This window comes from Tsukamurella serpentis (assembly GCF_054780975.1).
This window is the reverse complement of record NZ_BAAGVH010000003.1, coordinates 697,159-721,932: the sequence shown is the minus strand read 5'-3', so window position 1 is coordinate 721,932 and position 24,774 is coordinate 697,159. Positions and strand designations below refer to the sequence as shown.

Annotated in this window: 20 protein-coding genes and 1 tRNA gene; 6 read left to right on the top strand and 15 right to left on the bottom strand. The window is 69.0% G+C overall.

The annotated features are described in order from the left end of the window. Positions 1-24: 24 nt before the first annotated feature. The 4 genes from ACYVHG_RS11700 to rpmE all read right to left on the bottom strand — a co-directional run bounded on the left by ACYVHG_RS11700 (position 25) and on the right by rpmE (position 2,933). Positions 25-675, bottom strand: a complete 651-nt coding sequence (locus ACYVHG_RS11700; RefSeq protein WP_461167605.1) for an L-threonylcarbamoyladenylate synthase — start codon at positions 673-675, stop codon at positions 25-27. Continuing rightward, positions 672-1,511 carry a peptide chain release factor N(5)-glutamine methyltransferase gene (prmC, locus tag ACYVHG_RS11695; protein WP_461167604.1) on the bottom strand — a complete coding sequence of 280 codons (840 nt, stop codon included), beginning with the start codon at positions 1,509-1,511 and terminating at the stop codon, positions 672-674. Before prmC ends, ACYVHG_RS11700 begins: the two co-directional genes overlap by 4 nt. Before the next feature lie 2 nt (positions 1,512-1,513). Beyond that, positions 1,514-2,602: a peptide chain release factor 1 gene (prfA, locus tag ACYVHG_RS11690; RefSeq protein ID WP_461167603.1), complete on the bottom strand. Its 1,089-nt coding sequence runs from the start codon at positions 2,600-2,602 to the stop codon at positions 1,514-1,516. An 88-nt stretch (positions 2,603-2,690) separates the two neighbouring features. Next, a complete protein-coding gene (gene rpmE, locus ACYVHG_RS11685; protein WP_461167602.1) occupies positions 2,691-2,933 on the bottom strand; it encodes a 50S ribosomal protein L31 in 243 nt (80 codons plus the stop codon). Between the two features lie 201 nt (positions 2,934-3,134). Between rpmE and ACYVHG_RS11680 the strand changes: the two genes are divergently transcribed. Continuing rightward, positions 3,135-4,682: a serine/threonine-protein kinase gene (locus tag ACYVHG_RS11680; protein ID WP_461167601.1), complete on the top strand. Its 1,548-nt coding sequence runs from the start codon at positions 3,135-3,137 to the stop codon at positions 4,680-4,682. A gap of 4 nt (positions 4,683-4,686) precedes the next feature. Here the strand turns inward: ACYVHG_RS11680 and rho are convergent, their stop codons facing one another. From rho to argS, 6 genes are all read right to left on the bottom strand, one after another. After that, positions 4,687-6,570 (bottom strand): transcription termination factor Rho, encoded by a 1,884-nt coding sequence (gene rho, locus ACYVHG_RS11675; RefSeq protein ID WP_461167600.1) that lies wholly within the window; start codon positions 6,568-6,570, stop codon positions 4,687-4,689. A gap of 324 nt (positions 6,571-6,894) precedes the next feature. Next, positions 6,895-7,896 carry a homoserine kinase gene (thrB, locus tag ACYVHG_RS11670; protein ID WP_461167599.1) on the bottom strand — a complete coding sequence of 334 codons (1,002 nt, stop codon included), beginning with the start codon at positions 7,894-7,896 and terminating at the stop codon, positions 6,895-6,897. Between the two features lie 8 nt (positions 7,897-7,904). Beyond that, on the bottom strand, positions 7,905-9,002 hold the full coding sequence (gene thrC, locus ACYVHG_RS11665) for a threonine synthase (protein ID WP_461167598.1): 1,098 nt from the start codon (positions 9,000-9,002) through the stop codon (positions 7,905-7,907). Continuing rightward, the gene (locus ACYVHG_RS11660; protein ID WP_461167597.1) at positions 8,995-10,338 is read right to left on the bottom strand and encodes a homoserine dehydrogenase; all 1,344 of its coding nucleotides are present in this window, start codon (positions 10,336-10,338) and stop codon (positions 8,995-8,997) included. Before ACYVHG_RS11660 ends, thrC begins: the two co-directional genes overlap by 8 nt. Continuing rightward, on the bottom strand, positions 10,338-11,699 hold the full coding sequence (gene lysA, locus ACYVHG_RS11655) for a diaminopimelate decarboxylase (protein ID WP_461167596.1): 1,362 nt from the start codon (positions 11,697-11,699) through the stop codon (positions 10,338-10,340). Before lysA ends, ACYVHG_RS11660 begins: the two co-directional genes overlap by 1 nt. Before the next feature lie 13 nt (positions 11,700-11,712). Then, on the bottom strand, positions 11,713-13,365 hold the full coding sequence (gene argS / locus ACYVHG_RS11650; RefSeq protein WP_461167595.1) for an arginine--tRNA ligase: 1,653 nt from the start codon (positions 13,363-13,365) through the stop codon (positions 11,713-11,715). 77 nt (positions 13,366-13,442) lie between these two features. Between argS and ACYVHG_RS11645 the strand changes: the two genes are divergently transcribed. Continuing rightward, positions 13,443-13,515, top strand: a tRNA-Arg gene (locus ACYVHG_RS11645). A gap of 23 nt (positions 13,516-13,538) precedes the next feature. On the opposite strand, the gene ACYVHG_RS11640 is transcribed toward ACYVHG_RS11645, so the two are convergent. The 3 genes from ACYVHG_RS11640 to ACYVHG_RS11630 all read right to left on the bottom strand — a co-directional run bounded on the left by ACYVHG_RS11640 (position 13,539) and on the right by ACYVHG_RS11630 (position 18,198). Beyond that, entirely contained in the window at positions 13,539-13,991 is a 453-nt protein-coding gene (locus ACYVHG_RS11640; RefSeq protein ID WP_461167594.1) for a hypothetical protein, read from the bottom strand. A gap of 52 nt (positions 13,992-14,043) precedes the next feature. Next, positions 14,044-15,645, bottom strand: coding sequence for an HNH endonuclease signature motif containing protein (locus ACYVHG_RS11635; RefSeq protein WP_461167593.1), 1,602 nt, complete (start codon positions 15,643-15,645; stop codon positions 14,044-14,046). A gap of 93 nt (positions 15,646-15,738) precedes the next feature. Continuing rightward, positions 15,739-18,198, bottom strand: a complete 2,460-nt coding sequence (locus ACYVHG_RS11630; RefSeq protein WP_461167592.1) for an HAD-IC family P-type ATPase — start codon at positions 18,196-18,198, stop codon at positions 15,739-15,741. 66 nt (positions 18,199-18,264) lie between these two features. Here ACYVHG_RS11630 and ACYVHG_RS11625 point away from each other — a divergent pair, with 66 nt between their 5' ends. From ACYVHG_RS11625 to ACYVHG_RS11610, 4 genes are all read left to right on the top strand, one after another. Further along, the gene (locus ACYVHG_RS11625; RefSeq protein WP_461167591.1) at positions 18,265-19,410 is read left to right on the top strand and encodes an MFS transporter; all 1,146 of its coding nucleotides are present in this window, start codon (positions 18,265-18,267) and stop codon (positions 19,408-19,410) included. Between the two features lie 15 nt (positions 19,411-19,425). Then, a complete protein-coding gene (locus tag ACYVHG_RS11620; RefSeq protein ID WP_461167590.1) occupies positions 19,426-19,887 on the top strand; it encodes an SRPBCC family protein in 462 nt (153 codons plus the stop codon). A 70-nt stretch (positions 19,888-19,957) separates the two neighbouring features. After that, a complete protein-coding gene (locus tag ACYVHG_RS11615) occupies positions 19,958-20,335 on the top strand; it encodes a hypothetical protein (protein ID WP_461167589.1) in 378 nt (125 codons plus the stop codon). Next, positions 20,332-20,919, top strand: a complete 588-nt coding sequence (locus tag ACYVHG_RS11610) for a DUF3558 family protein (RefSeq protein WP_461167588.1) — start codon at positions 20,332-20,334, stop codon at positions 20,917-20,919. The genes ACYVHG_RS11615 and ACYVHG_RS11610 overlap by 4 nt, the downstream gene beginning before the upstream one ends. 25 nt (positions 20,920-20,944) lie before the next feature. Here the strand turns inward: ACYVHG_RS11610 and ACYVHG_RS11605 are convergent, their stop codons facing one another. Next, complete coding sequence (locus ACYVHG_RS11605; protein WP_461167587.1) at positions 20,945-23,578, bottom strand: AAA family ATPase; 2,634 nt, start codon at positions 23,576-23,578, stop codon at positions 20,945-20,947. Then, complete coding sequence (locus ACYVHG_RS11600) at positions 23,575-24,711, bottom strand: metallophosphoesterase family protein (protein WP_461167586.1); 1,137 nt, start codon at positions 24,709-24,711, stop codon at positions 23,575-23,577. Before ACYVHG_RS11600 ends, ACYVHG_RS11605 begins: the two co-directional genes overlap by 4 nt. Positions 24,712-24,774: the final 63 nt, after the last annotated feature.

The following is a 24,774-nucleotide window of genomic DNA, read 5'->3' as shown; positions in this document are numbered from 1 at the left end:
GCCGGCTTCGCTGCCGGCCGACCGTCAGGACAGTGATTCCTCGCTCACCCCGAGCACTTCGGCGATCCGCGCAGCGCTCACCGCGCCCGCGCGCAACACCCGCGGCGCCGGTCCGGACAGGTCGACGATGCTCGACGGTGCGGCGTGCTCGGACGGGCCGCCGTCGAGGTACACCTCGACGCTGTCACCGAGTTGGTCGCGGGCCTCGTCCATGGTGGCCGCGGGCGGCTTGCCGGAGACGTTCGCGCTGGACACGGCCATCGGGCCGACCTCGCGCAGCAGTTCGATGGCGATCGGGTGCAGCGGCATCCGCAGCATCACGGTGCCCCGGGTGTCACCGAGGTTCCACGCCAGGCTCGGCGCCTGCTCCACGACCAGGGACACCGCACCGGGCCAGAACGCACGGGTCAGCTCGCGGGCGGCGTCGCTGACCCGCCCGACCAGCCCGTCGATGGTGTTCCACGATCCGACCAGGACACCGACCGGCATGTCCGGCCCGCGATGCTTGGCCGCCAGCAGGGCCTCGACCGCCCGGTTGTCGAAGGCGTCGCAGCCGATGCCGTACACGGTGTCGGTGGGCATGACCACGAGGCGACCGCCCTTGAGCGCGGACCGCGCGGCGGTGATGCCCGCGGCGCGGGATTCGGGGTCGGTGCAGTCGTAGGCGATGCTCACGGTTCCATCCTGCCAGTGACGAACCGGGGCCGGTCCGCGAGGTCGCGGTGCTCTCGCACCTCGGTCAGGCCCGCCTCGCGCAGGAGCTGCGCGGTGCCGGCGCCGTTGCCGTCGTCGTGTTCGATCCCGGCTGCTCCCCCGCGGCGCAGCAGTCGCGCGGTGAGCGGAGCCAGGTCGCGGATCAGGTCCAGTCCGTCGGCACCGGAGAACAGCGCGAGTTCGGGGTCGGCGGCGGCCTCACGATCGAGTACGGCACCGGTGGGCACGTAGGGCGGATTGCACACCACCACGTCGACACCGCTCAAGACGTCCTCGATCCGCTGCGGCAGATCCGGTTCCCGTACGTCGGCGGCCAGGACCGTCGCTACGCTGCCGGCGGCGTTGCGGCGCAGGTACACCAGGGCCGCCGGATCCCGCTCCACCAGGACCACCCGGGCGCCGGGCACCGTGGCCGCGAGGTAGAGCCCGAGTGCGCCGGATCCGGCGCACAGGTCGACGATCGCGGCGCCCGGCCCGGCGGTGGTCGCTGCCCAGTCGGCGAGCAGTTCGGTCTCCGGGCGGGGCACGAAGACCCCTGGTCCGACGGCGAGCGTCAGCGGGCCGAAGTCGGCGGTACCGAGGATGTGCTGCAGCGGCTCCCGGGCGCTGCGGCGGGTGATCAGGGTGCGGTACTGCGTGATCTGCTCCGCGGTGGCGGCGTCGGCGATCGGCAGGCGGCCGCGGTCGACGCCCAGGACCGCGGCGAGCAGCAGCTCGGCGTCCACCCGCGGCGACGGTACGCCGGCCTCGGCGAGCGTGATCGACGCCGCGGCGAGCAGGGCCGACGGGCGCTGCACGCCTACTCGGCCTCCAGCCGGGCCTGACGGTCCGCCGCCTGCAACGCGTCGAGGACGGCGTCGAGGTCACCGTCGAGCACCTGATCCAGGTTGTGCGATTTGAAACCGATCCGGTGGTCGGCGATCCGGTTCTCCGGGAAGTTGTAGGTCCGGATCCGCTCGGACCGGTCGACGGTGCGGATCTGCGCGGCCCGCGAGTCGGACGCCGCCTCCAGCGCCTGTTCCTCCAGCAGGGCCTGCAGCCGCGCGGCGAGCACCTGCATGGCACGAGCCTTGTTCTGCAGCTGCGAGCGCTCGTTCTGGCAGGTGACGACGATATTGGTGGGCAGGTGCGTGATACGCACCGCGGAGTCGGTGGTGTTGACGCCCTGCCCGCCCTTACCGGAGCTGCGGTAGACGTCGATGCGCAGATCGGACTCGTCGATCTGTACCTCTTCGACCTCGTCCGGTTCGGGGTAGACCAGTACGCCCGCGGCGGAGGTGTGGATGCGGCCCTGACTCTCGGTGGCGGGCACGCGCTGCACGCGGTGTACGCCGCCCTCGAACTTCAGCCGGGCCCAGACCCCGTCGATGGTGCCGTCCGCACCGGGGCCCCTCGACTTGATCGCGAACGTGGCGTCCTTGAGGCCGCCGAGGTCGGAGTAGGTGGCGCCGAGCGTCTCGACCTTCCAGCCGCGCTGTTCGGCGTAGCGCAGGTACATGCGGGCCAGGTCACCGGCGAACAGGGCCGATTCCTCACCGCCCTCACCGGACTTGACCTCGAGCACCACGTCGTCGCCGTCGTGCGGATCGCGCGGGGCCAGCAGGTCGGTCAGGTGTTGTTCGAGGGTCTGCACCTGCTCGGTGAGCACGGTGACCTCGTCGGCGAACGAGGAGTCGTCGTCGGCGAGCTCGCGGGCAGCGGCCAGATCGTCCTTGGCGGCCTCGAGCTTGCGGTGCGTGGCCATGATCGGAGCGAGCTCGGCGAAGCGCTTACCCACCTTGCGTGCGGCGGAGGCGTCGTTGTGCAGCGCCGGATCGGACATCTGTTGTTCCAGGCCGGAGTACTCGGCCAGGATGTCGTCGATCGCGGACGGGGACGAGGCGCTCATGGTGAGGATGCCTTTCGCACGTGTGAGGAGGGGCCCGGGAAAGCACCGACGCCCGCCCTGCAGGGCAGGACGGGCGTCGGTGGGAAAGCTACTTCGAGTCGGCTGCGGCCTCGGAGGCCTTGCCGGCGCGCTTGCCGTAGCGCTTCTCGAACCGGGCCACGCGGCCGCCGGTGTCGAGGATCTTCTGCTTGCCCGTGTAGAACGGGTGGCACTGCGAGCACACCTCGACGTTGATCCGGCCGTCGGCCTTGGTGCTGTGCGTCTCGAACGTGTTACCGCAACCGCACACGACGGTGGTGGCCACGTAATCGGGGTGGATCCCCTGCTTCATCTCTGCCGTCCTTCTCGTTCGTGGTCGCCGGGTCGACCCTGGCCGACGCCAGGACCGTGAACCGGAACCCATACCGACGTTCCAGTATGCCAGAACGCACCTGCTCCGGAGAAATTCCGTCTTTAGCGATCGGCAGGCGCACCGCAAGCGGGCCGGTATTGGCTCGATGGCGTAGTCGGGACGAGTCGGGAGTGGTCGAAGGTGAGTGAGTCAGGTGGAGGACCGGCGGGAACCGAGGCTCCCGGCAGTGTGATCGGCGGATACGTGATCGAGCGGCTGCTCGGCGCGGGCGGGATGGGCGCGGTGTACGCGGCGCGGCATCCGCGGCTGCCGCGGGTGGACGCGGTGAAGGTGCTCCCGACGGCGGTCTCCGACGATCCGGCCTACCGGGCCCGTTTCGAACGGGAGGCCGCGCTGGCGGCTCGCCTCGATCATCAGAACATCGTCCCGGTGTACGACCGCGGCACCGACGACGGTCGGCTGTGGATGTCGATGAAGCTGGTCCCCGGTCCGGACGCGGCGCAGGTGCTCACCGGGCGCCCGCGCGGGCTGCCGCTCGATCAGGTGCTGGGCATCGTCGACGCGGTGGCCGCAGCGCTCGATCATGCTCACGGCGCGGGGCTGCTGCACCGCGACGTCAAACCCGGGAACATCCTGATCGACACCACCGGGATCATCCCGCGGGTGATGCTCAGCGACTTCGGTATCGCCCGCGAACAGCATGAGCGCAGTGACCTGACCTCGGTGGGGATGGTGGTGGGCACAGTCGACTACGCCTCACCGGAACAGCTCAGCGGCAATCCGGTGGACGGCCGCAGCGACCAGTACAGTCTTGCCGGAACGACGGTGCAATTGCTCACCGGCAGCAAGCCCTACGGCGCGAGCAGCGGAACCGCGGTGATCCGCGACCACCTGCTCGCTCCCCCACCGGCCCCGTCCCGGCTGCGGCCGGATCTGCCGCCCGCGATCGACTCGGTGATCGCCCGGGCGATGGCCAAGTCGCCGCAGCACCGGTTCGCGTCCTGCCGCGAGTTCGCGCAGGCGCTGCGCACTGCCTGCGCTCCGGTGTATCCGCCGACGGACCCGTCGGTGATGGCGGCGGTGATGCCGGTCGCGGCGCAGGGATCGGGTTCCGGGCCGCGCCGGGGCGTGCTCATCGGCGCCGTCGCGGCGGTCACGGTGGTGGCGGTCTCGGCGGTCGCGGCGCTGGTGCTGGCCTCCGGGGCGGGCAGCTCTGCGGACGCCGCACCGGCCGACGGCGCCGCCTCCAGCAGCGCCGGCGCTCCCGGTGCGGCGAGCAGTTCCCCGGCCGCCACCTCAGCGGCGCCGGTGAACAACACCTCCACGCTGCGGGACGGCTTCATCGATCCGTGCCTGTTGCCGGCTCCGGTCATCGCCTCGCTCGGGATCAGCCCTCTGGTCGACGATCCGACTCAACGCAATACCGCCGGCGTGAGATTCGCCTGCAAGGGCGTCGATGCCCGGGCGGCCAACGCGAGCGTGAAGTTCGCGACCTTCGTCTCATCCTCGGCCTGGGACACCGGAACCCCGGTGAGTGTTCCGGGCTCGGACCGGTGGCGCAGTTTCACCGTGCCCAGCACCACCGCCAACGCTCCGGACTTCTGCGTCACCGCGTACAAGTCACTGACGAACGGAGTGCTGTACATCGGCATGCAGAAGGTGGGCGGTAGAGACTGCGGCAGGGGCGCGGAGATCGCCGCGGCGATCAACGCCTCCCTGCCGCAGTAGCGATTCAGTCGTTGTCGCCGAAACCGCTGTTCTTCTGCACCGTCATCAGGAACTCGATGTTGTTCTGCGTCTTCTTGAGCTGGCTGATCAGCAGGTCGATGGCCTGCTGGCTGTCCAGCGCCGCGAGCAGCCGGCGGAGCTTGTTCACCACGGCCGCCTCGTCGGGAGCCATGATCAGCTCGTCCTTGCGGGTGTTGGACGCCGCGACGTCCACGGCCGGGAAGACCCGCCGCTCGGAGATCTTGCGGTCCAGCTTCAATTCGGCGTTACCGGTGCCCTTGAACTCCTCGAAGATCACGGTGTCGCCGGTGGAGCCGGTCTCGACCAGCGCGGTGGCGATGATCGTCAGCGAGCCGCCGTTCTCGATGTTGCGGGCGGCGCCGAGGAAGCGCTTGGGCGGGTACAGCGCCGTCGAGTCGATACCGCCGGAGAGGATGCGGCCCGATGCCGGGCTGGAGTTGTTGTAGGCACGACCCAGGCGGGTGATCGAGTCGAGCAGCACCACGACGTCCTTACCGCCCTCGACCAGGCGCTTGGCCCGCTCGATGGCGAGTTCGGCGACCGAGGTGTGATCCGACGGGGGCCGATCGAAGGTGGAGCTGATCACCTCGCCGCGCACGCTGCGCTGCATGTCGGTGACCTCCTCGGGCCGCTCGTCCACCAGCACCACCATCAGGTAGCACTCCGGGTTGTTGGTGGCGATCGCGTTGGCGATGTCCTGCAGGACGGTGGTCTTACCGGCCTTCGGCGGGGCGGAGATCAGCGCGCGCTGGCCCTTGCCGATCGGCATGATCAGGTCGATCACACGAGTGGTGAGGATGTTCTGCGCGGTCTCCAGGCGCAGCCGCTGATTCGGGTAGAGCGGCGTGAGCTTGTTGAACTCGGGGCGTCCCTTGGCCGATTCCACGTCCTGGCCGTTGACGGTGTCCAGGCGCACCAGCGGGTTGAACTTCTGGCGGTTGCCGCCGCCCTGTCCGCCACCGGAGTTGTTCTCGCCGTCACGGGGCATCTTCACCGCACCGGTGATCGCGTCGCCGCGGCGCAGGCCGTTGCGGCGGATCATGTTCATCGAGACGTAGACGTCGTTCGGGCCTGCGATGTAACCGGAGGTCCGCACGAAGGCGTAGTTGTCCAGTACGTCCAGGATGCCGGCCACCGGCTGCAGGACGTCGTCCTCGCTGACCTGCGGTTCGGCATCGTTACCGCCGCGGTCACGTCCACGGCGGCGCTCCCGGAATCGCCGTCCGCGCCGCCCCTGGCCCTCGCCCTCGTCCGGGCCGTTGTTCTGGTTGTTCTGGTTACCGCGCTGGCCCTGCTGGCGGTCCTGGCGGCTGTCGCCGTCCTGGTTCTGATTCTGGTTGCCGCGGCGCTGGTTGCGCTCGCGACGACCGCCGCTCTGCTGCTGGTTCTGCTCACCGTCGGCCTTGTCGCCCTTCGGCGCCTCCGCTTTCGGGGCCTGCGCAGCGTCACCCTTGGGCGCCTCAGCCTTGGGCGCCTCAGCCTTGGGCGCCTCAGCCTTGGGCGCATCAGCCTTGGGCGCCTCAGTCTTGGGCACCTCAGCCTTGGGCGCATCGGCCTTAGGCGTGTCGCTCCTGGGAGCATCGCCCTTCGGAGCCTGCTTCGGTGCCCGCGTCGCGGGCGCCTCGCTCTTGGGGGCCTCGCTCTTGGGGGCGGACGGCGAGCCGCCGCCCTGCTGCGCATTGATCGCGGCGATCAGATCGCCCTTGCGCATACCGGAGATCCCCTTGATCCCCAGTTCGCTCGCGATACCGCGCAGTTCTGCCAGCACCATGCCGTTGAGGCCGGGGCGGCGGCGCTCGTCTGCGCGCCTGCGGCCGGCCGAGGCGGTGGTCGCCTCCGAGGTGGTGGTCACGTCCGTTTCGGTCACGGAGTTCCTTTCAATTCCCCGCATCACGCGGGGACGGGGTCTATCGTTCGCCACTTCTCCCGTTGTCACACAGGAGTTTTCATCAGCGACACACGAATGACGAGGTGCGTTGCGCTTCGGCTGCCGGGCCCCGCGGTCCGGCGGGGGCGAAGATGTCTCGGCCTGATGTGGAGACCGGCGCGCCGACCCGTCCGAGGCTGGATTGCTGGGCGTGGAATGGCGGGTGCCGAAGTAGCGTCCGGGTATTCATCGGACACTTTGTCATGATAGCGCCCGAGTCGACCCCGGGCAATCACCACCCCGGTCACCGCCTGGTCGCGCCGGTCAGGCCAGCGACACGCCGTCGGCGATCGGCAGCTCCCGCACGGTGAAACCGGCGTCCACTGCGGCGTCGGAGAGCCTGACCGGAAGCGGTTCGGTGGTCAGCGCCAGCACGGTGGGACCCGCACCGGAGATCGCCGCGGCCACACCTGCGCCACGCAGCGCATCGACCAACTCGGACGACTCCTTCATCGATGCCGCACGGTACCGCTGGTGCAGCCGGTCCTCGGTGGCCTCCAGCAGCAGGTCGGGATGCTCGGTCAGGGCGAGCACCATCAGTGCCGCCCGGGAGGCGTTGAACGCAGCGTCGGCGTGCGGCACCAGGCGCGGCAGCAGCCCCCGGGTGACCGAGGTCGATGACTGCACGGACGGCACGAAGACGTACGCACGGATGTCGCGGTGCACATCCATCCGCCGGGCGCCGTAGCGCACCGGAGCCGTCGGGGCCCCGCTTGCGGCCGCATGATCGCGGTATCCGGCCACATCGGGTGCCGGAACGGCGGGCACCGTCCAGGACACGACGCCGCCACCGAGCACGCAGGCCGACGCGTTATCCGGGTGCCCCTCGAACTCCGACGACAGCTGCACCATCTCGGCGGTGGTGAGCGCCCGCGGCGCATCGGCCGCGGCGGCCAGCGCTGCGGCGGCGGCGATCCCGGCCACGGCGGCGGCCGACGACGAACCCAGACCGCGCGAGTGCGGAATCCTGTTCACGCAGGTCAGACGTAGCCCGGGAGCAGCGACGTCGAGGTGCGCGAGCGTGCGGCGCAGGGCGACGACAACCAGATGCCGGTCGTCGGTGGGCACCTCGCCCTCCCCTTCCCCGGAGACCACGATCTCCAGCCCGCCGTCGGCGATGGTCTCGGCGGTGACCTCGTCGTAGAGCCCCAGGGCCAGGCCCAGGGTGTCGAAACCGGGACCGAGGTTGGCGCTGGAGGCGGGCACCGTCACCGTCGTCTTGACGCCGACGGGCAGCAGGAACGGGGGCTTGGACGCGGCAGTCACGAGTGCGATTACTCCGTCAGGCCCATGGCGGCGGCCACGGCGACGGGATCGATACCCACCCGCGCGATCTCGGGCACGCCCTTGAGGGCGGTGTCCGGATCCTTGAGGCCGTTGCCGGTCACCGTGCACACCACGGTGGAGCCCTTCTCGATCCAGCCGTCCTCGACAGCGGCGAGCAACCCGGCCACCGAGGCCGCGGAGGCGGGCTCGACGAAGACACCCTCGCTGCGGGCGATCAGCCGGTACGCCTCGAGCAGCTTCTCATCGGTGGCCGCGCGGAACTGGCCGTTCGACTCCTCCTTGGCGGCGACGGCCTGATTCCACGAAGCGGGACTTCCGATTCGGATCGCGGTGGCGATGGTCTCCGGGTTCTTCACCGGGGCCCCGTCGACCAGCGGTGCGGCGCCGGCGGCCTGCACGCCGAGCATCCGCGGGCGCGAGCCGATCACACCGTCGGCGAAGTACTCGCCGTAACCCTTCCAATAGGCGGTGATGTTGCCGGCGTTGCCCACGGGCAGCGCATGCACATCGGGCGCCTTGCCGAGCGCGTCGACGATCTCGAAGGCGGCGGTCTTCTGGCCCTCGATCCGCACCGGGTTCACCGAGTTCACCAGCGCGATGGTGTCGAAGGTGGCGGTGGTCTTGCGGGCCAGTTCGAGGCAGTCGTCGAAGTTGCCGTCGACCTCGATGATCTTGGCGCCGTACATGACCGCTTGAGCGAGCTTGCCCATGGCGATCTTCCCGGCGGGCACCAGGACCGCGCACTCGATGCCGGCGATCGCGGCGTACGCGGCGGCCGAAGCGGAGGTGTTACCGGTGGACGCGCACAGCACGCCCTTCTTGCCGGTGGCCTTGGCCTCGGTGACGGCCATCGTCATACCGCGGTCCTTGAACGAGCCAGTGGGGTTGAGCCCCTCCACCTTCAGATGCACCTCGCAGCCGGTGCGCTCGGACAGGGCGCGGGCCGGGAGCAGCGGGGTGGCGCCCTCGCGCAGCGTCACCGGCTTCCAGCCCGGCTCCCAGGTATCGCACACCGGCAGCCGGTGCCGGTACGCCTCGATCAGACCGGGCCACGGGTCATACACGGCGGCAGCGGATTCAGTCACTGGTTCCCTCCAGACGGAGCACGGAGGACACGGCGGTCACCACGTCCAGGTTCTTCAAGGCCTCGACGGTGGCCGAGAGCGCCGCATCCGGCGCCTTGTGGGTCAGGATCACCAGGCGGGCACCGCTGCCGGGCAGGTCGGCCTGCTGCCGGACGGTGCTGATGGAGACCTTACGGGCGGAGAACTCGTTGGCCACCGCGCTGAGCACACCGGGCCGGTCGGTGACATCCATCGCCACGTAGTACCGGGTGAGCACCTCCCCGATCGGCGCCACGGACAGGTTCGCGTACACCGAGTCCAAGGGACCTCGGCCGGAGAAGACCTTGTTGCGGGCGGCCGCGACCAGATCACCCATGACTGCCGAGGCGGTGGGAGCGCCGCCCGCGCCGGCGCCGTAGAACATCAGCCGGCCGGCGTTCTCGGCCTCGACGAAGACGGCGTTGTAGGCATCGTCGACGCTGGCCAACGGGTGCTTGAGCGGCACCAGCGCCGGGTAGACGCGGGCCGAAACCCGCTGCGCGCCGCCGGCATCGGTGAACCGCTCGCAGATCGCGAGCAGTTTGATGGTGCAGTCGAAGGCCTTCGCGGCGGCGATGTCGTCGGGGGTGACCGCGGTGATCCCCTCCCGGTGGACGTCGTCGGCCTTGACCCGGGTGTGGAAGGCGATGGAGGCGAGGATCGCGGCCTTGGCCGCGGCGTCGTAGCCCTCGACGTCGGCGGTCGGATCGGCCTCGGCGTATCCGAGCCGGCCGGCCTCGGCCAGGACGGTCTCGTACTCCTGTCCCTTCTCGGCCATGTTGGAGAGGATGAAGTTGGTGGTGCCGTTGACGATTCCCGCCACGAGTTGCACCGAGTCACCGGCTAGGGACTGCTGCAACGGGCGGATCACCGGGATCGCTCCGGCCACGGCGGCCTCGAAGTAGAGGTCGGCGCGGGCGCGGTTGGCGGCATCGGCCAGTTCGCCGGTGTACTCGGCCAGGAGCGCCTTGTTCGCGGTGACCACGGACTTCCCGGCCTGCAGAGCGCGCAGCATGTGGCTGCGGGTGGGTTCGATCCCGCCCATCACCTCCACGACGATGTCCACATCGTCACGGTCGATCAGCGCCTCGGCATCGGTGGTCAGCAGCGCCGGTTCGATCTCCGGACCGCCCGGTCCGAGCGTGCGGGGCTTGGTGGTGTCGCGCACGGTGATACCGCGGATCACCAGCTTCGCCCCGACCCGCGCGGCGAGATCGTCGGCGTTCTCGGTGAGGATCCGCGCCACCTCGGTGCCCACGGTGCCCATGCCGAGCAGGGCGATACCCAGTTCCCTCTGCTCGCTTGTGTTCTCAGTCATCAGAGCACCTCCAGGCTCACCAGATCGTCCACGGTCTCCCGGCGCAGGATCAACCGCGCCGCACCGTCCTTGACCGCCACCACAGCCGGTCGCGGCTGCATGTTGTAGCGGCTGGACATGCAATAGCAGTACGCCCCGGTGGCGGCCACGGCGATCAGATCACCTTCCGCCAGATCGTCCGGGGTGTGGGTGTCGCGGACCACGATATCGCCGGTCTCGCAGTGCTTACCGACGATGCGGGAGAGCACCGGCTCGCCCTGCGGATCACGATCGGCGACCACGGCGGTGTACTCCGCCCCGTAGAGCGCGGTGCGGATGTTGTCGCTCATGCCACCGTCCACCGAGACGTAGCGGCGGAAGCCCTGATCGCCGGTGTCAGCGGCGTCCACGGTGACGTCCTTGATGGTGCCCACCTGGTACACAGTGATTCCGGGTGGGCCTGCGATGGCGCGCCCGGGCTCCACCGCGATGTGCGGCGCAGCCAGTCCCAGTGCGGCGGATTCGGTCTCGACGATGTGCCGCAGTTTGGCGGCGAGTTCGCCGACCGGCGGCGGATCGTCGTGCGCGGTGTACGCGATCCCCAGGCCGCCGCCGAGGTCGATCGTGCGCAGCTGTGCGGTGCGCTCGGCGCCGAACCGGGCGACGATGTCGCGCAACAGTTCCAGCACGCGGCGGGCAGCGACCTCGAACCCGTCGACGTCGAAGATCTGTGAGCCGATGTGGCTGTGCAGACCCACCAGGCGGATGTTGTCGGCTGCGAAGACCGCTGAGACCGCCTGCATAGCAGGAGAATCGGCACCAGCACCGGCGAGGGAGAAGCCGAACTTCTGATCCTCGTGGGCGGTGGAGATGAACTCGTGGGTGTGCGCCTCGACACCCGGGGTGAGCCGGATCAGCACCTCCTGCACGGTGTTGCGCTGGCCGGCGATGCGGTCCAGGCGGGCGATCTCCGAGAGCGAGTCCACCACCACGTGACCGATGCCGGAGTCCACCGCGAACTCCAGTTCGGCGACCGACTTGTTGTTGCCGTGCAGTGCGATCCGTTCGGCCGGGAAGTCCGCGCGCAGCGCCACCGCGAGCTCACCGCCGCTGCACACGTCCAGGCTCAGACCCTCGTCACGGACCCAGCGTGCGATCTCCATGGACAGGAAGGCCTTGGAGGCGTAATGCACCGCGGCACCGTCGCCGAAGGCCTCCCGCATACCGCGGCAGCGGGAACGGAAATCGTCCTCGTCGATCACCAGCAACGGGGTGCCGTACTCGGCGGCCAGATCGGCGATCGGGACACCCGCGAGGTCCATCGCACCGTCGGCCCGCCGGGAGGCGTGCGCCGGCCACACGGCCGCATGAAGTTCACTCACCGTCGAAGGCCTTTCACATCCGGTCCGGCGCCGAGACGCCGACGAGGGTCAGGCCGTTGGCGAGCACCTGGCGGGTGGCGGCGCACAGGGCGATGCGCGCCCGGTGCAGGTCGGTGGGTTGCTCGTCACCGAGCGGCAGTACTCGACATTCGCCGTAGAACCGGTGGTAGGCGCCCGCGAGTTCCTCGAGGTAGCGAGCGATGCGGTGCGGCTCGCGCAGCTTCGCAGCACCGGCGGCGACCGCGGGGAACTCGCCCAGGGTGCGCACCAGATCACCCTCACGGGGGTTGTCGAGCAGACCCAGGTGCTCGGTGGACGGCTCGATACCCTGGTCGGCGGCCGAGCGGGCGATCGCGGCCAGCCGGGCGTGCGCGTACTGCACGTAGTACACCGGATTCTCGTTGCTGGCCTGGGCGAGCAGGTCGAGGTCGAGGTCGATCGAGGTGTCCACGGAGCTGCGCACCAGCGAGTACCGGGCGGCATCCACTCCGACCGCGTCGACCAGGTCGTCGAGGGTGATGACGGTGCCGGCTCGCTTGCTCATGCGCACCGGCTTGCCCTCGCGCACCAGGTTCACCAGCTGGCCGATCAGCACCTCGATCCGGTCGGGGTCGTAGCCGAGAGCGGCGGCGGATGCGCGCAGCCGGCCGATGTAGCCGTGGTGGTCGGCTCCGAGCATGTAGATCGCGAGAGTGAAGCCGCGGTCGAACTTGTGCTTGATGTAGGCGATGTCGCCGGCGATGTAGGCACTCTCACCGTCGGACTTGATGACGACGCGGTCCTTGTCGTCGCCGTAGTCGGTGGCCTTGAGCCACCAGGCGCCGTCGTTCTCGTAGAGGTTGCCGTTCGCCTTGAGCTGCTCGATGCTGCTGCTCACCAGGCCCGAGGTGAACATCTCGTCCTCGTGCGTGAAGACGTCGAAGTCGGTGCCGAACTCGTGCAGGGTCCGCTTGATGTGCTCGAACATCAGAGCCACGCCGTCGGCGCGGAAGGCCTCGACGCGTTCGGGATCGGGGAGCTCGACAATACCGGGGCGACCGCTGACCACGGTGGCGGCGATCTCGCCGATGTAGTCGCCGGCGTACCCGTCCTCGGGCGTGGGCTCCCCCTGCGCGGCCGCAGCGAGGGAACGCGCGAAGCGGTCGATCTGTGCGCCGTGATCGTTGAAGTAGTACTCGCGCGTGACCTTCGCACCGGCGGCTTCGAGGACACGGCCCAAGCTGTCTCCGACTGCGGCCCAGCGCGCCCCGCCCAGGTGCACGGGACCGGTGGGGTTGGCCGAAACGAACTCGAGGTTGATCACCTGGTCAGCGAGGTCGGTGCCGTGTCCGAAGCCGGTCCCGGTTTCCAGGATGGAGGCGATGAGCCGGTTCTGGGCGTCGGCGGCGAGCCGGATGTTGAGGAAGCCGGGGCCGGCGACGGTGGCCTCGTCGATGCCGTCGGCGGAGGTGAGGGCGTCAGCGAGCCAGGTCGCGAGGTCGCGAGGGTTGGCGCCGGCCTTCTTGGCGACCTGCATGGCCAGGTTGGTGGCGTAATCGCCGTGCTCGGGATTGCGGGGCCGCTCGACGATGACACGTTCGGGCAGCACCGCGGCGTCGAGACCGCGCTCGACGAGCACCGTCGTCGCGGTGGCGTGCAGGAGTTCCGAGAGGTCAGCGGGAGTCACTGGTCCATCGTAAGGTGCGCCTGACCGCCCGGTTTCCGCCGGGGGCGCCTCATACGCTAACCTTGGCAGCGCCCTGCGCCCCCGTAGCTCAGGGGATAGAGCGTTCGCCTCCGGAGCGAAAGGCCGCAGGTTCGAATCCTGCCGGGGGCACTTCCATTCGGACAACGTCCTGTCTACCGCCGGACCTCGCGGCGCAAGAACATCACGAGGACCGCGATCGCGTGCACACCCCAGAGCACCCACCACGGAACGACCATCAGTTCGTACATGCACGCGCCTTGCGTACAGATCACTCCGGCACCTAGGTAACCCCAGCCGAAGAATCCGCAGTACAGGGCCGAAAGCAAGAGGATTACACCGGAACCGCTGTTGACGACATAGGAGCCGCTCCCACGCACCCGCTGCCGAGCCACCAGCAGCGCAAGTATCGCCAAGGCCACTGCCGCTCCTACCGCCGCCACACCATTGACTACGTCGCGTGTACTGTAGAGATACCGGGAATCGAGCGCCGTCGCCGCGAGGAACACAGCCGTCAAGACCGGGCCGCAGAGCAGGAACATCCCGACGACCAAGTTATCGAGGGTCTGCGATGAATCCGACTCATGTGCGCTTTTCATGCCGCCCATTCGACCACGTAGATGCACGCGCCCTCGTCGCCAAGATCACAGGAGGTGTTGTTCACGCAGCCGTACTCACGCCCGGAGGTTCACACCATCCGGTCTCGGCGTCGTGTTCGGCGAGCAGGCTCTCCAGCTGCGGAGGGCCGTGCGGGCCGTCGAGGATCCGCGCGATCTCGGCATAGGTGTCGCCGATGACCTGCGCGTACTCACGACGCAGATCTTCCTGCAGCCATTGCCTGCGGAATCGCTCGTGCCGCTGCCGCCAGAGCTCAAGGGCCTCGCGGTACAGCTCATCGGCGTGATGACGGTGGTTGACGCGGTACCGACCGGATGGATCGGCGCCCCGCCGCCAAGCCGTCCGCCCCGCGTACCGCTGCTCGGCCGGCACTGTGATCGTCTCCCACCCTCGCGGATTCTCCGCCAGATCCGGGACCACTTTCCCGTGGTGCGCGTCGCACGCGAGGGTGAGCGCCGTGACATCGGTCGCACCGCCGTCGACCCACTCGGTCACATGATGGACCTGGCACCTGGTCGCGGGCGCATCGCAGCCGGGCGCACTGCATCCCTGCTCCGCGCCGTACAACGCGATCCGCTGATCCGCGGCGGCAAGGCGCTTCTCCCGGCCGAGGAACAACGGCCGCGACTGCAGATCGAGTAGTAGGACGTACCGCGGATTCGCACCCATCATGCGCAGTGCATCTGCCACGGGTAGGCGGCCACCGGTGGCCGTGGTCGCGATTCCGGTCTCCGACTCGAGCTGATCGATGTTCAGCGTGACGATCGGCACGCACGGCAACCCTCGATGACTTCCCAGCCCGGCACCGATCGCCACCCGCAGAGCGTGCAGTAAAGCGTCATGGTTGCGCTGCGCAGCGGTGCGCTGGTCCCGCTCCGCAGCGCGGCGCACCGCATCTGCGTCGGACGGGTCGACCGGGGCCTCGGCATCGTCGGGATTGCCGACGCCGGGGCGTGCGAACTTCTCCAGCACCACGTCGAGTAGAGCGCGCCCCTCGGGCGTCAACGCTCCCCCGAACCCGGACATCAGATCGTCACCCTGACCCGCCACGACGAGCTCGCGAGCCCGGGAGATCCGGTCGGCATCGGGCTCGCAGCCGTCGGGATCGAGGAGGGCGAGGGCGCGCTTGCCGATCAGTGCGATGTCTTCCGGTGGAACGTCCGCCGCGGCCTGGACCAGCACGGCTTCGAGATCGTCGAACCGCGTGGTGCTGAGTCGACGACACTTGTCGAGCACCAGTTCCATGACGACGGCGTGACGATCGGAGATCCGGCCCTCGCGTTGCGCGGCGGAGATCAGGCGGTACGAAGGTTCCGGGGCGACGCCGCGCAGATGCCGCGGCACCCTCGACCGTGCACCACGGATCCTGTCCCGCGCTTCCACACCGGACAGGCGCAGCTGATCGACCAGGAGTTCCTTGGCGCCGGTATAGCCGAGCTCGCCGGGCAGGTACTGCTCGACAGCGACCTGGGTGAGCAGATTCTGCCCGTACGGCACCTTCCGTGCCGCCGTTTCGAGCCTGCGCAGACTCTCAAGAACCTGCTGGGAGGACAGCATCACCGGATCAGCATCGGCGAGCGCTTCAGCGGCACGTTCGAACCGATCCAGCGCTTCGAGATACTGCTGTGCGCTGCACGAATCCACGGTGACCACCTCCTGCGGCTCACCTTCATCCTACTCGCAGATTCGAACAAATGCCACCAATTCGAATCTTTCTTCGAGATTGATCGGGCCTCGTCACTCCCCGTGGTGACCGAACGCCCGGAACACCGGCGGCGCCACCCTCCTCAGCAACTCCACCAGAACGATCGCGCCCCCACCGAAGGCGAAGCCGGTGCCCACCATCGCCGGATCACTGATGTCGAGGAAGAACTTCTCCTGCGCCAGCGGAATGCAGAACAGCACCACGTAGAACAGCACCGAGAATCCGACCAGCGCCACCTTCCACCAGGTGTACGGTCGCGCCACCAGCCCGAGCACCCACAGCGACCCCACCAGCATGGTGATCAGCGCCGCGGTGGATGCCTGAATCTGCTCGGCGCTCAGCGCAGCCGCCTTACCGCCGAGCGCCGCACCCGATCCGCCCGGATTGACCACCAGGTAGCAGACGAAGGTCGCCGATCCCACCGCGACGCCGGAGGGCAGCGCCAGCCTGAGCACCCGACCCACGAAACCGGTCCTGGCCCGTTCGTTGTTGGGCGCCAAGGACATCACGAACGCGGGCAGGCCGATGGTGAACCATGCGGCGATGGTCACGTGGATCGGCTGGAAGGGATACGAGATCGGCGTCGCGCCGAAGATCTCAGCCCCCACCCCGGCCAGACCGACCAGCCACGCGAGCAGCACCGAGTACACCGTCTTGGTGAGGAACAGATTCGCGACCCGCTCGATGTTGCCGATCACCCGCCGCCCCTCCCCCACCACGTACGGTAGAGTGGCGAACTTGTTGTCCAGCAGCACGATCTGAGCGACGGACCGCGCCGCGGAGCTACCCGAGCCCATCGCGACGCCGATGTCGGCGTCCTTGAGTGCGAGCACGTCGTTCACGCCGTCACCGGTCATGGCGACGGTGTCGCTGCGCGACTGCAGCGCCTTGACCATCGCCCGCTTCTGGTCCGGTCGCACCCGCCCGAAGGTGACGTTCTCGCTCACCACGACACCCAGTTCGTCGTTGTCGGTGGGCAACTTCCGCGCGTCCACGGACGAGTCCGGGGTACCGAGTCCGAGCGAGTGAGCCACCGCCCCGACGGAGACCGCGTTATCACCGGAGATCACCTTCACCGCGACGCCCTGCTCCTCGAAGTAGTCCAAGGTGGTCTTCGCGTCGGGGCGCACCCGCTGTTCGATCGCGATGAGAGCCCTCGGCAGGAGGTTCCCCGGAGCGGCGAGCCCTTCGACCTCGGTGTCGACAGGAACGTCGGTGGTGGCGACCAGCAGCACCCGCAGTCCCGTCGAGCCGAGCTCGGTGGCTCGACGGGCACCGTCGGACGCGGGATCGAGCAAAACATCGGCGGCACCGATGATCCAGTTACCGCATCCCGAATCCCCCTCGGCCAGAGATATTCCCGACCACTTCTTCGCCGAGCTGAACGGCGCCACCGCGGTCGAACGCCACCCCGGGGACACGGGGTACGCCTCGGCGATCGCCTGCACGCTGGCGTTCGGTCGCGGGTCGAGCGCCGCGATGGCGGCGAGCGCACGTTCGATCTCGCCGCGGTCGCCGCTGAGCACGTCGAGCTCGGACAGTCGCATCCCGTTCTCGGTGAGCGTGCCGGTCTTATCCGCGCAGACCACGTTCACCCGCGCCAGCCCCTCGATCGCCGGGAGCTCCTGGACGAGGCATTTGCGCTTGCCCAGACGCACCACACCCACCGCGAACGCGATCGAGGTCATCAGCACCAGGCCCTCGGGGATCATCGGGACCAGCGCCGCGACCATTCCCAGGATCGCCTGGTCCAGAGCCTGTTTGGATATCACCAACTGGTTGAACACGGTGAGGATTCCAGCGGGAACCAGGAGCCAGGTGATCACCTGCAGGATCCGGTTGATACCCGAGCGCAGCTCGGAATCGACCAGGGTGAACTTGCTGGCCTGATCGGCGAGTTGAGCGGCATAGGCGTCCGCTCCGACCTTCGTCGCGCGGTAGGCGCCCGCTCCCGCCACCACGAAACTTCCGGAGAAGATCTCGTCACCGGGCTGCTTGTCGACGGGGTCGGCCTCACCGGTGAGCAGTGACTCGTCGATCTCCAGCGCTTCGGACTCGAGCGCAGCACCGTCGACCACGATCTGATCGCCCGGTCCGACCTCGATGACATCATCGAGCACGACCTCGGACTGGCTGACCTTGGTGGCGACACCGTCGCGCCGGACCACCGGATGCGCCTGCCCGACGATCGCGAGGGAATCGAGCGTCTTCTTCGCGCGAAGCTCCTGGATGATGCCGATCGCCGAGTTGAACACGATCAACAGGCCGAATGCTCCGTTGATCAGCGAACCGGTGAACAGGACCAGAACGAAAAGCACACCGAGCATCGCATTGATGCGAGTGAAGACGTTGGCGCGGATGATGTCCCAGGAGCTGCGTCCGGAGCGGTCCGGCAGCCTGTTCACCCTCCCGTCCGCGACCCGCTGCGCGACCTGCGCGGCGGTGAGACCGGACGCGGGCAGATCGGACGTGGTGTCGGGAGCCGCAGTCATGCCGGAGAGTCTAATGTCGCCCGCCACCCTGGGCCGTCGCTCTGTGTTCCTCTACGCTCCGACACTGTGAAGGCCTCGTCGAACCGAGCGCTGCGCCCCCTCTACGCAGCAGGTTTCGTCACCGCGTTCGGTGCGCACAGTATCGCTGCGAGCCTAGGCGGGCTCACCGGTTCCATCGGGTCCCAGCTCCTCGCGCTCGGCGTCCTCCTGGCCCTGTACGACGGTGCCGAGGTACTACTCAAGCCGGTCTTCGGCACCCTCGCCGACCGGATCGGGCCACGACCGGTACTCCTGGGTGGCCTGGCCGCCTTCGCCGGCGCGTCCGCCGCGTTCGTGCTCGCGGGCGACCCCGGCTGGCTCGCGCTGGCACGCTTCGCTCAGGGCGCCGCCGCCGCTGCCTTCTCGCCCGCGGCCAGCGCCATGGTCTCCCGGCTGACCCCCGAGTCCGCTCAGGGTCGCGCATTCGGCGGGTACGGTGCGTGGAAGGGCCTCGGTTACACCCTCGGCCCCGTCCTCGGCGGGATGCTCATCTGGGTCGGCGGCTACAACCTGCTGTTCCTGGTGCTCGGTCTGGTCGCGGCGCTCGTCGCGGCCTGGGCCACCGTCGCCGTGCCGGCTCTCGAGCCCCTGCCACGCGCCCGCCAGACCGTGCTCGACCTGGCCCGGCGCCTGCGATCGCGCTCGTTCCTCACTCCGACCGCCGCGCTCGCCGCCGCCACCGCTGTCCTCGCCGTCGGCGTCGGCTTCCTGCCGGTGGCCGGCGCGCAGCACGGGATGGGGCCGCTGCTGACCGGTGCGGTGGTATCGGTCCTGGCGTTGACCTCGTCCGTGGTTCAGCCGCGCGCCGGACGCGCCCGGGACGCCGGACGCCTGTCCGACCGGGCCGGCCTGGCCTCCGGTCTCGGGGTGGCGGCGTTCGGACTCGCCGCCGTCGCAGTACCCGGGCCGACCGGCGTCGTGATCGCGGCGATCGCGATCGGCACCGGTGTCGGCGTGGTCACCCCGATCGGCTTCGCGCACCTGGCGCAGAACGCTCCGAAGGAACGCCTCGGGCAGACCATGGGGTCTGCGGAGATCGGTCGTGAGGTCGGTGACGCGGGCGGCCCGCTGCTGGTGGGCGCCGTGGCGGCGACCGCGGGACTCACCGCAGGGCTGGCCGGTCTCGCGGCGGTGTCCGTCGTGGTCGCGTTCGCGGCGCTACGACTGCGTTAGCCGTACGCTCTGCGCATGGGAGCCTTCACCGTCGTCCGGTCGATCGAGATCGCCGCGCCTGCCGAGACCGTTTTCGGGTTGATCAACAATTTCCACGAATGGCGGCACTGGTCGCCGTGGGAGGGCATCGACCCGAACCTGAAGCGGGAGTACACGGGCCCCGCTGACGGACCGGGTGCCACGTACACGTGGAGCGGAAACCGCAGGGCCGGGGCCGGCCGCATGACCATTTCGCACGCGGTGCCAGGAGAATCGGTCGATGTCGATCTGGAATTCAAGAAGCCCATGCCCGCGACCAATCACGTCCGGTTCGAGATCGTCCCCAGCGGTGAGAACGTGCGGGTCTCCTGGACCATGACCGGCGTGACCACCGGATTCTTCGCGCTGATCGGCAAAGTCATTCCTATGGACAAGTTCCTCGGCAAGAACTTCGAGGAGGGGCTCGCCGCGCTCAAGGCCCGCTCGGAGAACAAGTAGCCGTCGGCCGTACCGAGTGGGAACCGTTCGGTGGGCTGGTGCGTCCAATGTGTGAGGAGCGGAGGACGATATGGGCAGCCCCGACGAGGACCGCATCCGGCACGAAGCGCGCGGACGCATCGCCGGTCGCCCCAGCATGGTGCTCGACGGTGACCCCATCGAGGAGTTGGCCCGTGCCCACGAACGCCACGCGGAAAGGCTGGACTCGATCAGCCTGGAGCTCGCTGACGTCGGAAAGATCAACCATCTCGGCAATACCTCAGAGGGTTTGGCGGCCACCCACAACATCGGCGTTGCAGTGCACACCCACGACCAGTCGGTTGTGAACACCCTCAAGCACCAAGCCGACCAAGCACGGGCGATCGCGGCCGCACTACGAGAAATCGACTCCGCTCTTAAAGCTGCTGAAAGCAGCAGCGAAGCTGCGATCAAGCAGGCTGCCCAGTGAGAAGAACAAGACGAGCATTCACCGTGTGGCTAATTGTCGCAGGGCTCGCAGGGTGCACAGTACACATCGGTGGAGTTCCGGTCGCTGACACCTCGCAAGCCCTGCCCACTCCACCACTGCCCTTTACTCCCGGTATCAGGCAGCGAACCAACGAACGCAACAACGGAAGCACCTTCGAACCATGCACAGCCTATTCACCGGCAGAGCTGTCGGCTGTCCGAGTGAAGTCCGAGACCGTCAGCGATGCCGCCCAGACGGATTCCCCCAACTTCCGAGGCTGCCACTGGTCCGGCACGGACAACTCATGGCGATTCAGCCAGATAGTTGGAAATGAGGAGTCCCTGAGGACCTACAAGACGAAACAGCGCGACCGAGTCTGGCTTCCCGACCAGACGGTCAACGAGCGCACGGTCGGAGTCGCGCTCGATCCCCCACTCGGGTGTTTCGCCGCTTTCATGTCCGATCAAGGAATCGTCGTAACAACAACAATGTCGTCGACGAAGCGGACTCCGGAACCGGACTTCAAGACCGAGTGCGAGATGGCGGTCGCCTTCGCCACGCTCGCCACGACGAAGGCCCCCTGAGCCTCGCAAGCACCCATGAACACGACTAACCGAATGCGACCTCGGTGACGCCGTCCCGCCCACGGAGACCCTCGAAACGGCCCGGCACACAGCTGAACACGATCACCTGCGCATTTCGCCCCGCCGCGACCAGGGCGTCCGCCATCGCATCGAGCCGAGCCGGATCACTGTGCCCGAGGGCATCGTCGAAGATCACCGGGGCGCCGTCGGCACCGTCGACCAGACGGGCGCAGGCAAGCCGGCTCAAGACCCCCAACTGCTCCTGCGCCCCGCCGGACAACGACTCGAAGGGCACGGTGACACCGCCTGCGGTTCGCGAAGCGATGGTCAGATCGTCACCGACGGTGATGGTCAGTGGGTCACCGAAAACAGTGCGCCCCAGCTCCTCCAGGGCACGCTGATACGGCGCCTGCACGCGAGCCCGGCGCGCATCACGGTGCGCGGTGAGAGTCTCGTGCAGCAGCGAGGCCGCGCTCGCGCGTTCCTCCACCGAGGCCAATGCCCGCTCGGCATGCAGGTGCTCGGCCTCGGCGACGTCCAGCCGGTCACGGCGACCATCCGCCTGGAACAGCTGCAGTTTGCCGGTCAGCTCGGCCACTTCCTCCCGCGCCGCTGCCTCAGTCGATCGAGCCTGCTCGGCGACCTGTTGCGCGGCCGCGAGCCGAGCCGCGAATCCTTCGACGTCGGCGTCGCGAGCGGCCTGCTCCCGAGCGGCCAACTCACCGGTCGCGGCCTCCCGCGCCGCCGCTGCGGCATCAGCTGCGGCGTCCAGGGCGTCGTCGAGGGCGGCGGCACGGGCACGTTCCAGCTCGCCCGCGAGCTCGGTGGCGGCATGGTCGAAATGCTGCAGCCGATCCGCCGCGACCTGCGCATCCGTGGCAGCGCGGTGGAGTTCCTGCTGCTTCTGCCCCAATTGCTCGCGGGTCAGTTTCTCCTCCCCGCGGGAGGCGACCTCAGCGGCGGTCGCCTCCATCAGGTTCTGCTTCGCCGACTCCGGATCCGCGGCGAGCAGCTCCGGATCCACCGCCGCCTCCAGGGCGACGATCCGCTCGGCGGCCTCGTCCGCGAGCCCACGCAACTGCTCGACGGTGTGCTCACCGAGTGCGCGCGCCAGCGCGATCCGCGCCTCCTGCAATTCGATCTCCACGGCCTCACGCTGCTCGTGCAACTCCTTGGCCTCTTCCACCCCGGACGCGCCCGCGTCCCGGCACGCGGCCAATAGAGCCGAGTACGCGGCCTTGACCTCGGCCGCGGCATCGGCGCTCTCGCCCCGCTGCGCGACCTCGATCCGCACCGCCCCTGGAACCTCGATCACCGTGCCGTGACCGGCCACGATCTCCTCCGGCTCAGCGCCCAGGTTGCGGCCATCGATCACCACGTCCGAGAAACCCAGCCGCTCCAGACGCAGCGTGGCCGCCAGCGCCGAGAACCGGGCCTCTGCCCGCTGATGCCGCTGCTCCGCCATGGAGATGCTCTGCAGAGCGCGGCGATCGACCGGATTGGTCGCCAGCCGATTGCGGGCGTCCTCGACGTCCTTACCGAGCAACTGCGCCTGCTCGATCCGGGCCAGTAACCGTTGGTGTGCCACGGACTCGCGCGCGTAATCGACGGCGTACTGCGCCTGCGCCTTGCGCTCACGCCGATCCGCGGCCACCGCCGACAGCTCGTGCACCGTGGTCTCCAGCCAAGACGCCTCGGCGGTGAGCGCATCGCGGTCCGCGAGTGCCTTGTCGCGCAGTACCCGCACCTGGGCGACCCGCTCGGTGGCCACCGCGTGCTGCTGCACCAGGCGGCGGCGGCGGTTGGCCGCCTCACCGGCGTTCTGCTCCCGCAGCGACGCGGATTCCGCAGCCGACCGGGCCTGCGCCAATCGGTCCCGCAGGCGGGTGATCCGCTGCTGATCGGCGCTGATCGTTTCCAGGTCAGCCGCGGCGCGCTGCCACCGCTGCGACGCCGCGGCCAGCCGCACCGATGCGCGTTCGTGTTGGTCCAGCACTTCGTCGACCTCGTGCAGCGCAGCCCGGGCGCCGTCGAGCGCGGTACGGGCATGAGCCTCCCGGGCACGGGCGGCAGACAGTTCACCGGTCGGGCGCCCGGTAGGGGTGAAATAGCGTGCCCGCTCGGTGAGCACCGCGTCGGCCAGACGCTCCGCACCGGGCTCGTCGTCACCGGCTCCGCCGGAGGCGGCGTCCAAGGCCTTGGCGAAGGCTGCGCTGTCGCGCAGCGATGGCTGCTCCGGGCCCGGTCCCTGCAGGACCGTCAGCGCTCTGAGCAGGTCACCGTCGACATGGGCGCGCATCTGTTCGGCCACCCACGATTCGGCGCTACCCCCGGTGAGCTGTTGCGGCGCCGGGGAGAGGACGGTGAGGGTGGTCGCAGGGCGGCGCTGGTACTGCTTGGCGTAGACGAACCGGTAGGGGCCGACGGTGAGCTCCGCCTCGACGTACGGGCCGGCGTCCCGGTCCGCCGGGCAGACCGACTCGACCCGCTGCGCCTTCGAGGTGGCCTTGACTTCGAGGAGCAGTTGCAGGGCTTCGACCATCGACGACTTGCCGGCCTCGTTCGGCCCGTGCAGCAGTGTGACGCCGGTGTCGGCGAATTCGATCTCCCGCGAGCGCACGCCGCGGAAGTCACGTACGGCCAGGCGATGCAGCCTCATCGTGACGCCTCCTGCCGGGTGAGCCGGTACAGCAGTGCCAGCGCACCCGACGCCTCGGCTGCACGCTCCCCTGCGCTGCGAGCGATCCCGAGCAGTTCCTGCGCGGCGTCGGCGGCGGGGCCGGTCAGTTCGAGCGAATCCAGTTCCGCCTCCCCCGGGAGCACGGCCAGATCGGTCTTCCGCGGCCACGGTTCCAGCCCGGCGAACCGGGCGCGCAGAGCCTCGATCTCGTCGTCGAGCTGTGCCTTCGCGCCGAGACCGAGGGTTCCGGTGAAGCCGACCTTGACCACCGTCCGGTCTTTCTCCGGTAGGGCCGACAACGCGGAGACCGCAGCGGACACGTCCGCCTCGGAAGACAGCGGGAACTCCCGTGCCGCGAACCGCCAGCTGCCCACCCGGACCGGGGAGACCGCGGCCGGCGCATCCGGTGAGACCTCGACCACCAGCACCGATCCGGAACCGGACTCCTTGTGGTCGAAGTTGGTGACCTCGGGTGCCCCCGAGTACCAGATGCCGGGCGCCACCTCGGTGACCGAATGGCGATCGCCCAGTGCCACGTAGTGCAACTGCCCGGCGGCGATCCGCTCGGACAGTGCGGCCACATCGATCAACCGCTGGTCCTGCGCCCCGACCGGCAGGGTGCCGCCGTGACCGACCGCGATCCGGACGGTACCCGCATCCGGCGGCCCGACCGCGGCGACCGCTTCGGTGAGCGGATCGGCGGACGGGTGCTTGGAGAACCAGGGCGCGGCGAGCAGTTCGACCCCCGGGCGGACCTGATGCACCCCCGGCACGCCGAGAACCGTGACGTTCTCCGGACGGTGCCGCGCGAAGACCTCGGAGGTGTACACCGAGGCGGCGTCGAGCGGGTCGTGGTTGCCGGGAAGCAGGTAGACGGGGCGGTCGATCGCGGCGAGCCGGTCCAGGCTGCGGGCGATCACAGCGGGCGCGAGCCGGTTGTCCTCGAAGACATCACCGCAGACCACCACGAATTCAGCCTCGTGCTCGGCGGCTACGGTGCCGAGCCGGGAGATCGAGTCCAGCCGAGCGTCGGTGAACCGGGCCTGGGCGTCGGCGTCGAGGAAGTGGCGGGTCATGCCCAGCTGCCAGTCCGCCGTGTGTAGGAATCGCATGTCCACCCCCTGTTCGCCGGTCGGTCCGAGCCGTCGCACTCAGGGTAATGACTCCCACCGACA

What these genes read in the sequence shown, in the direction of transcription:
- prfA (WP_461167603.1), bottom strand. Translation starts at nt 2,602, where the DNA reads ATGAGCGCCTCGTCCCCGTCCGCGATCGACGACATCCTGGCCGAGTAC.
- rpmE (WP_461167602.1), bottom strand. Translation starts at nt 2,933, where the DNA reads ATGAAGCAGGGGATCCACCCCGATTACGTGGCCACCACCGTCGTGTGC.
- ACYVHG_RS11660 (WP_461167597.1), bottom strand. Translation starts at nt 10,338, where the DNA reads ATGACTGAGAACACAAGCGAGCAGAGGGAACTGGGTATCGCCCTGCTC.
- ACYVHG_RS11640 (WP_461167594.1), bottom strand. Translation starts at nt 13,991, where the DNA reads ATGGGCGGCATGAAAAGCGCACATGAGTCGGATTCATCGCAGACCCTC.
- ACYVHG_RS11630 (WP_461167592.1), bottom strand. Translation starts at nt 18,198, where the DNA reads ATGACTGCGGCTCCCGACACCACGTCCGATCTGCCCGCGTCCGGTCTC.
- ACYVHG_RS11620 (WP_461167590.1), top strand. Translation starts at nt 19,426, where the DNA reads ATGGGAGCCTTCACCGTCGTCCGGTCGATCGAGATCGCCGCGCCTGCC.
- ACYVHG_RS11615 (WP_461167589.1), top strand. Translation starts at nt 19,958, where the DNA reads ATGGGCAGCCCCGACGAGGACCGCATCCGGCACGAAGCGCGCGGACGC.
- ACYVHG_RS11605 (WP_461167587.1), bottom strand. Translation starts at nt 23,578, where the DNA reads ATGAGGCTGCATCGCCTGGCCGTACGTGACTTCCGCGGCGTGCGCTCG.
- ACYVHG_RS11600 (WP_461167586.1), bottom strand. Translation starts at nt 24,711, where the DNA reads ATGCGATTCCTACACACGGCGGACTGGCAGCTGGGCATGACCCGCCAC.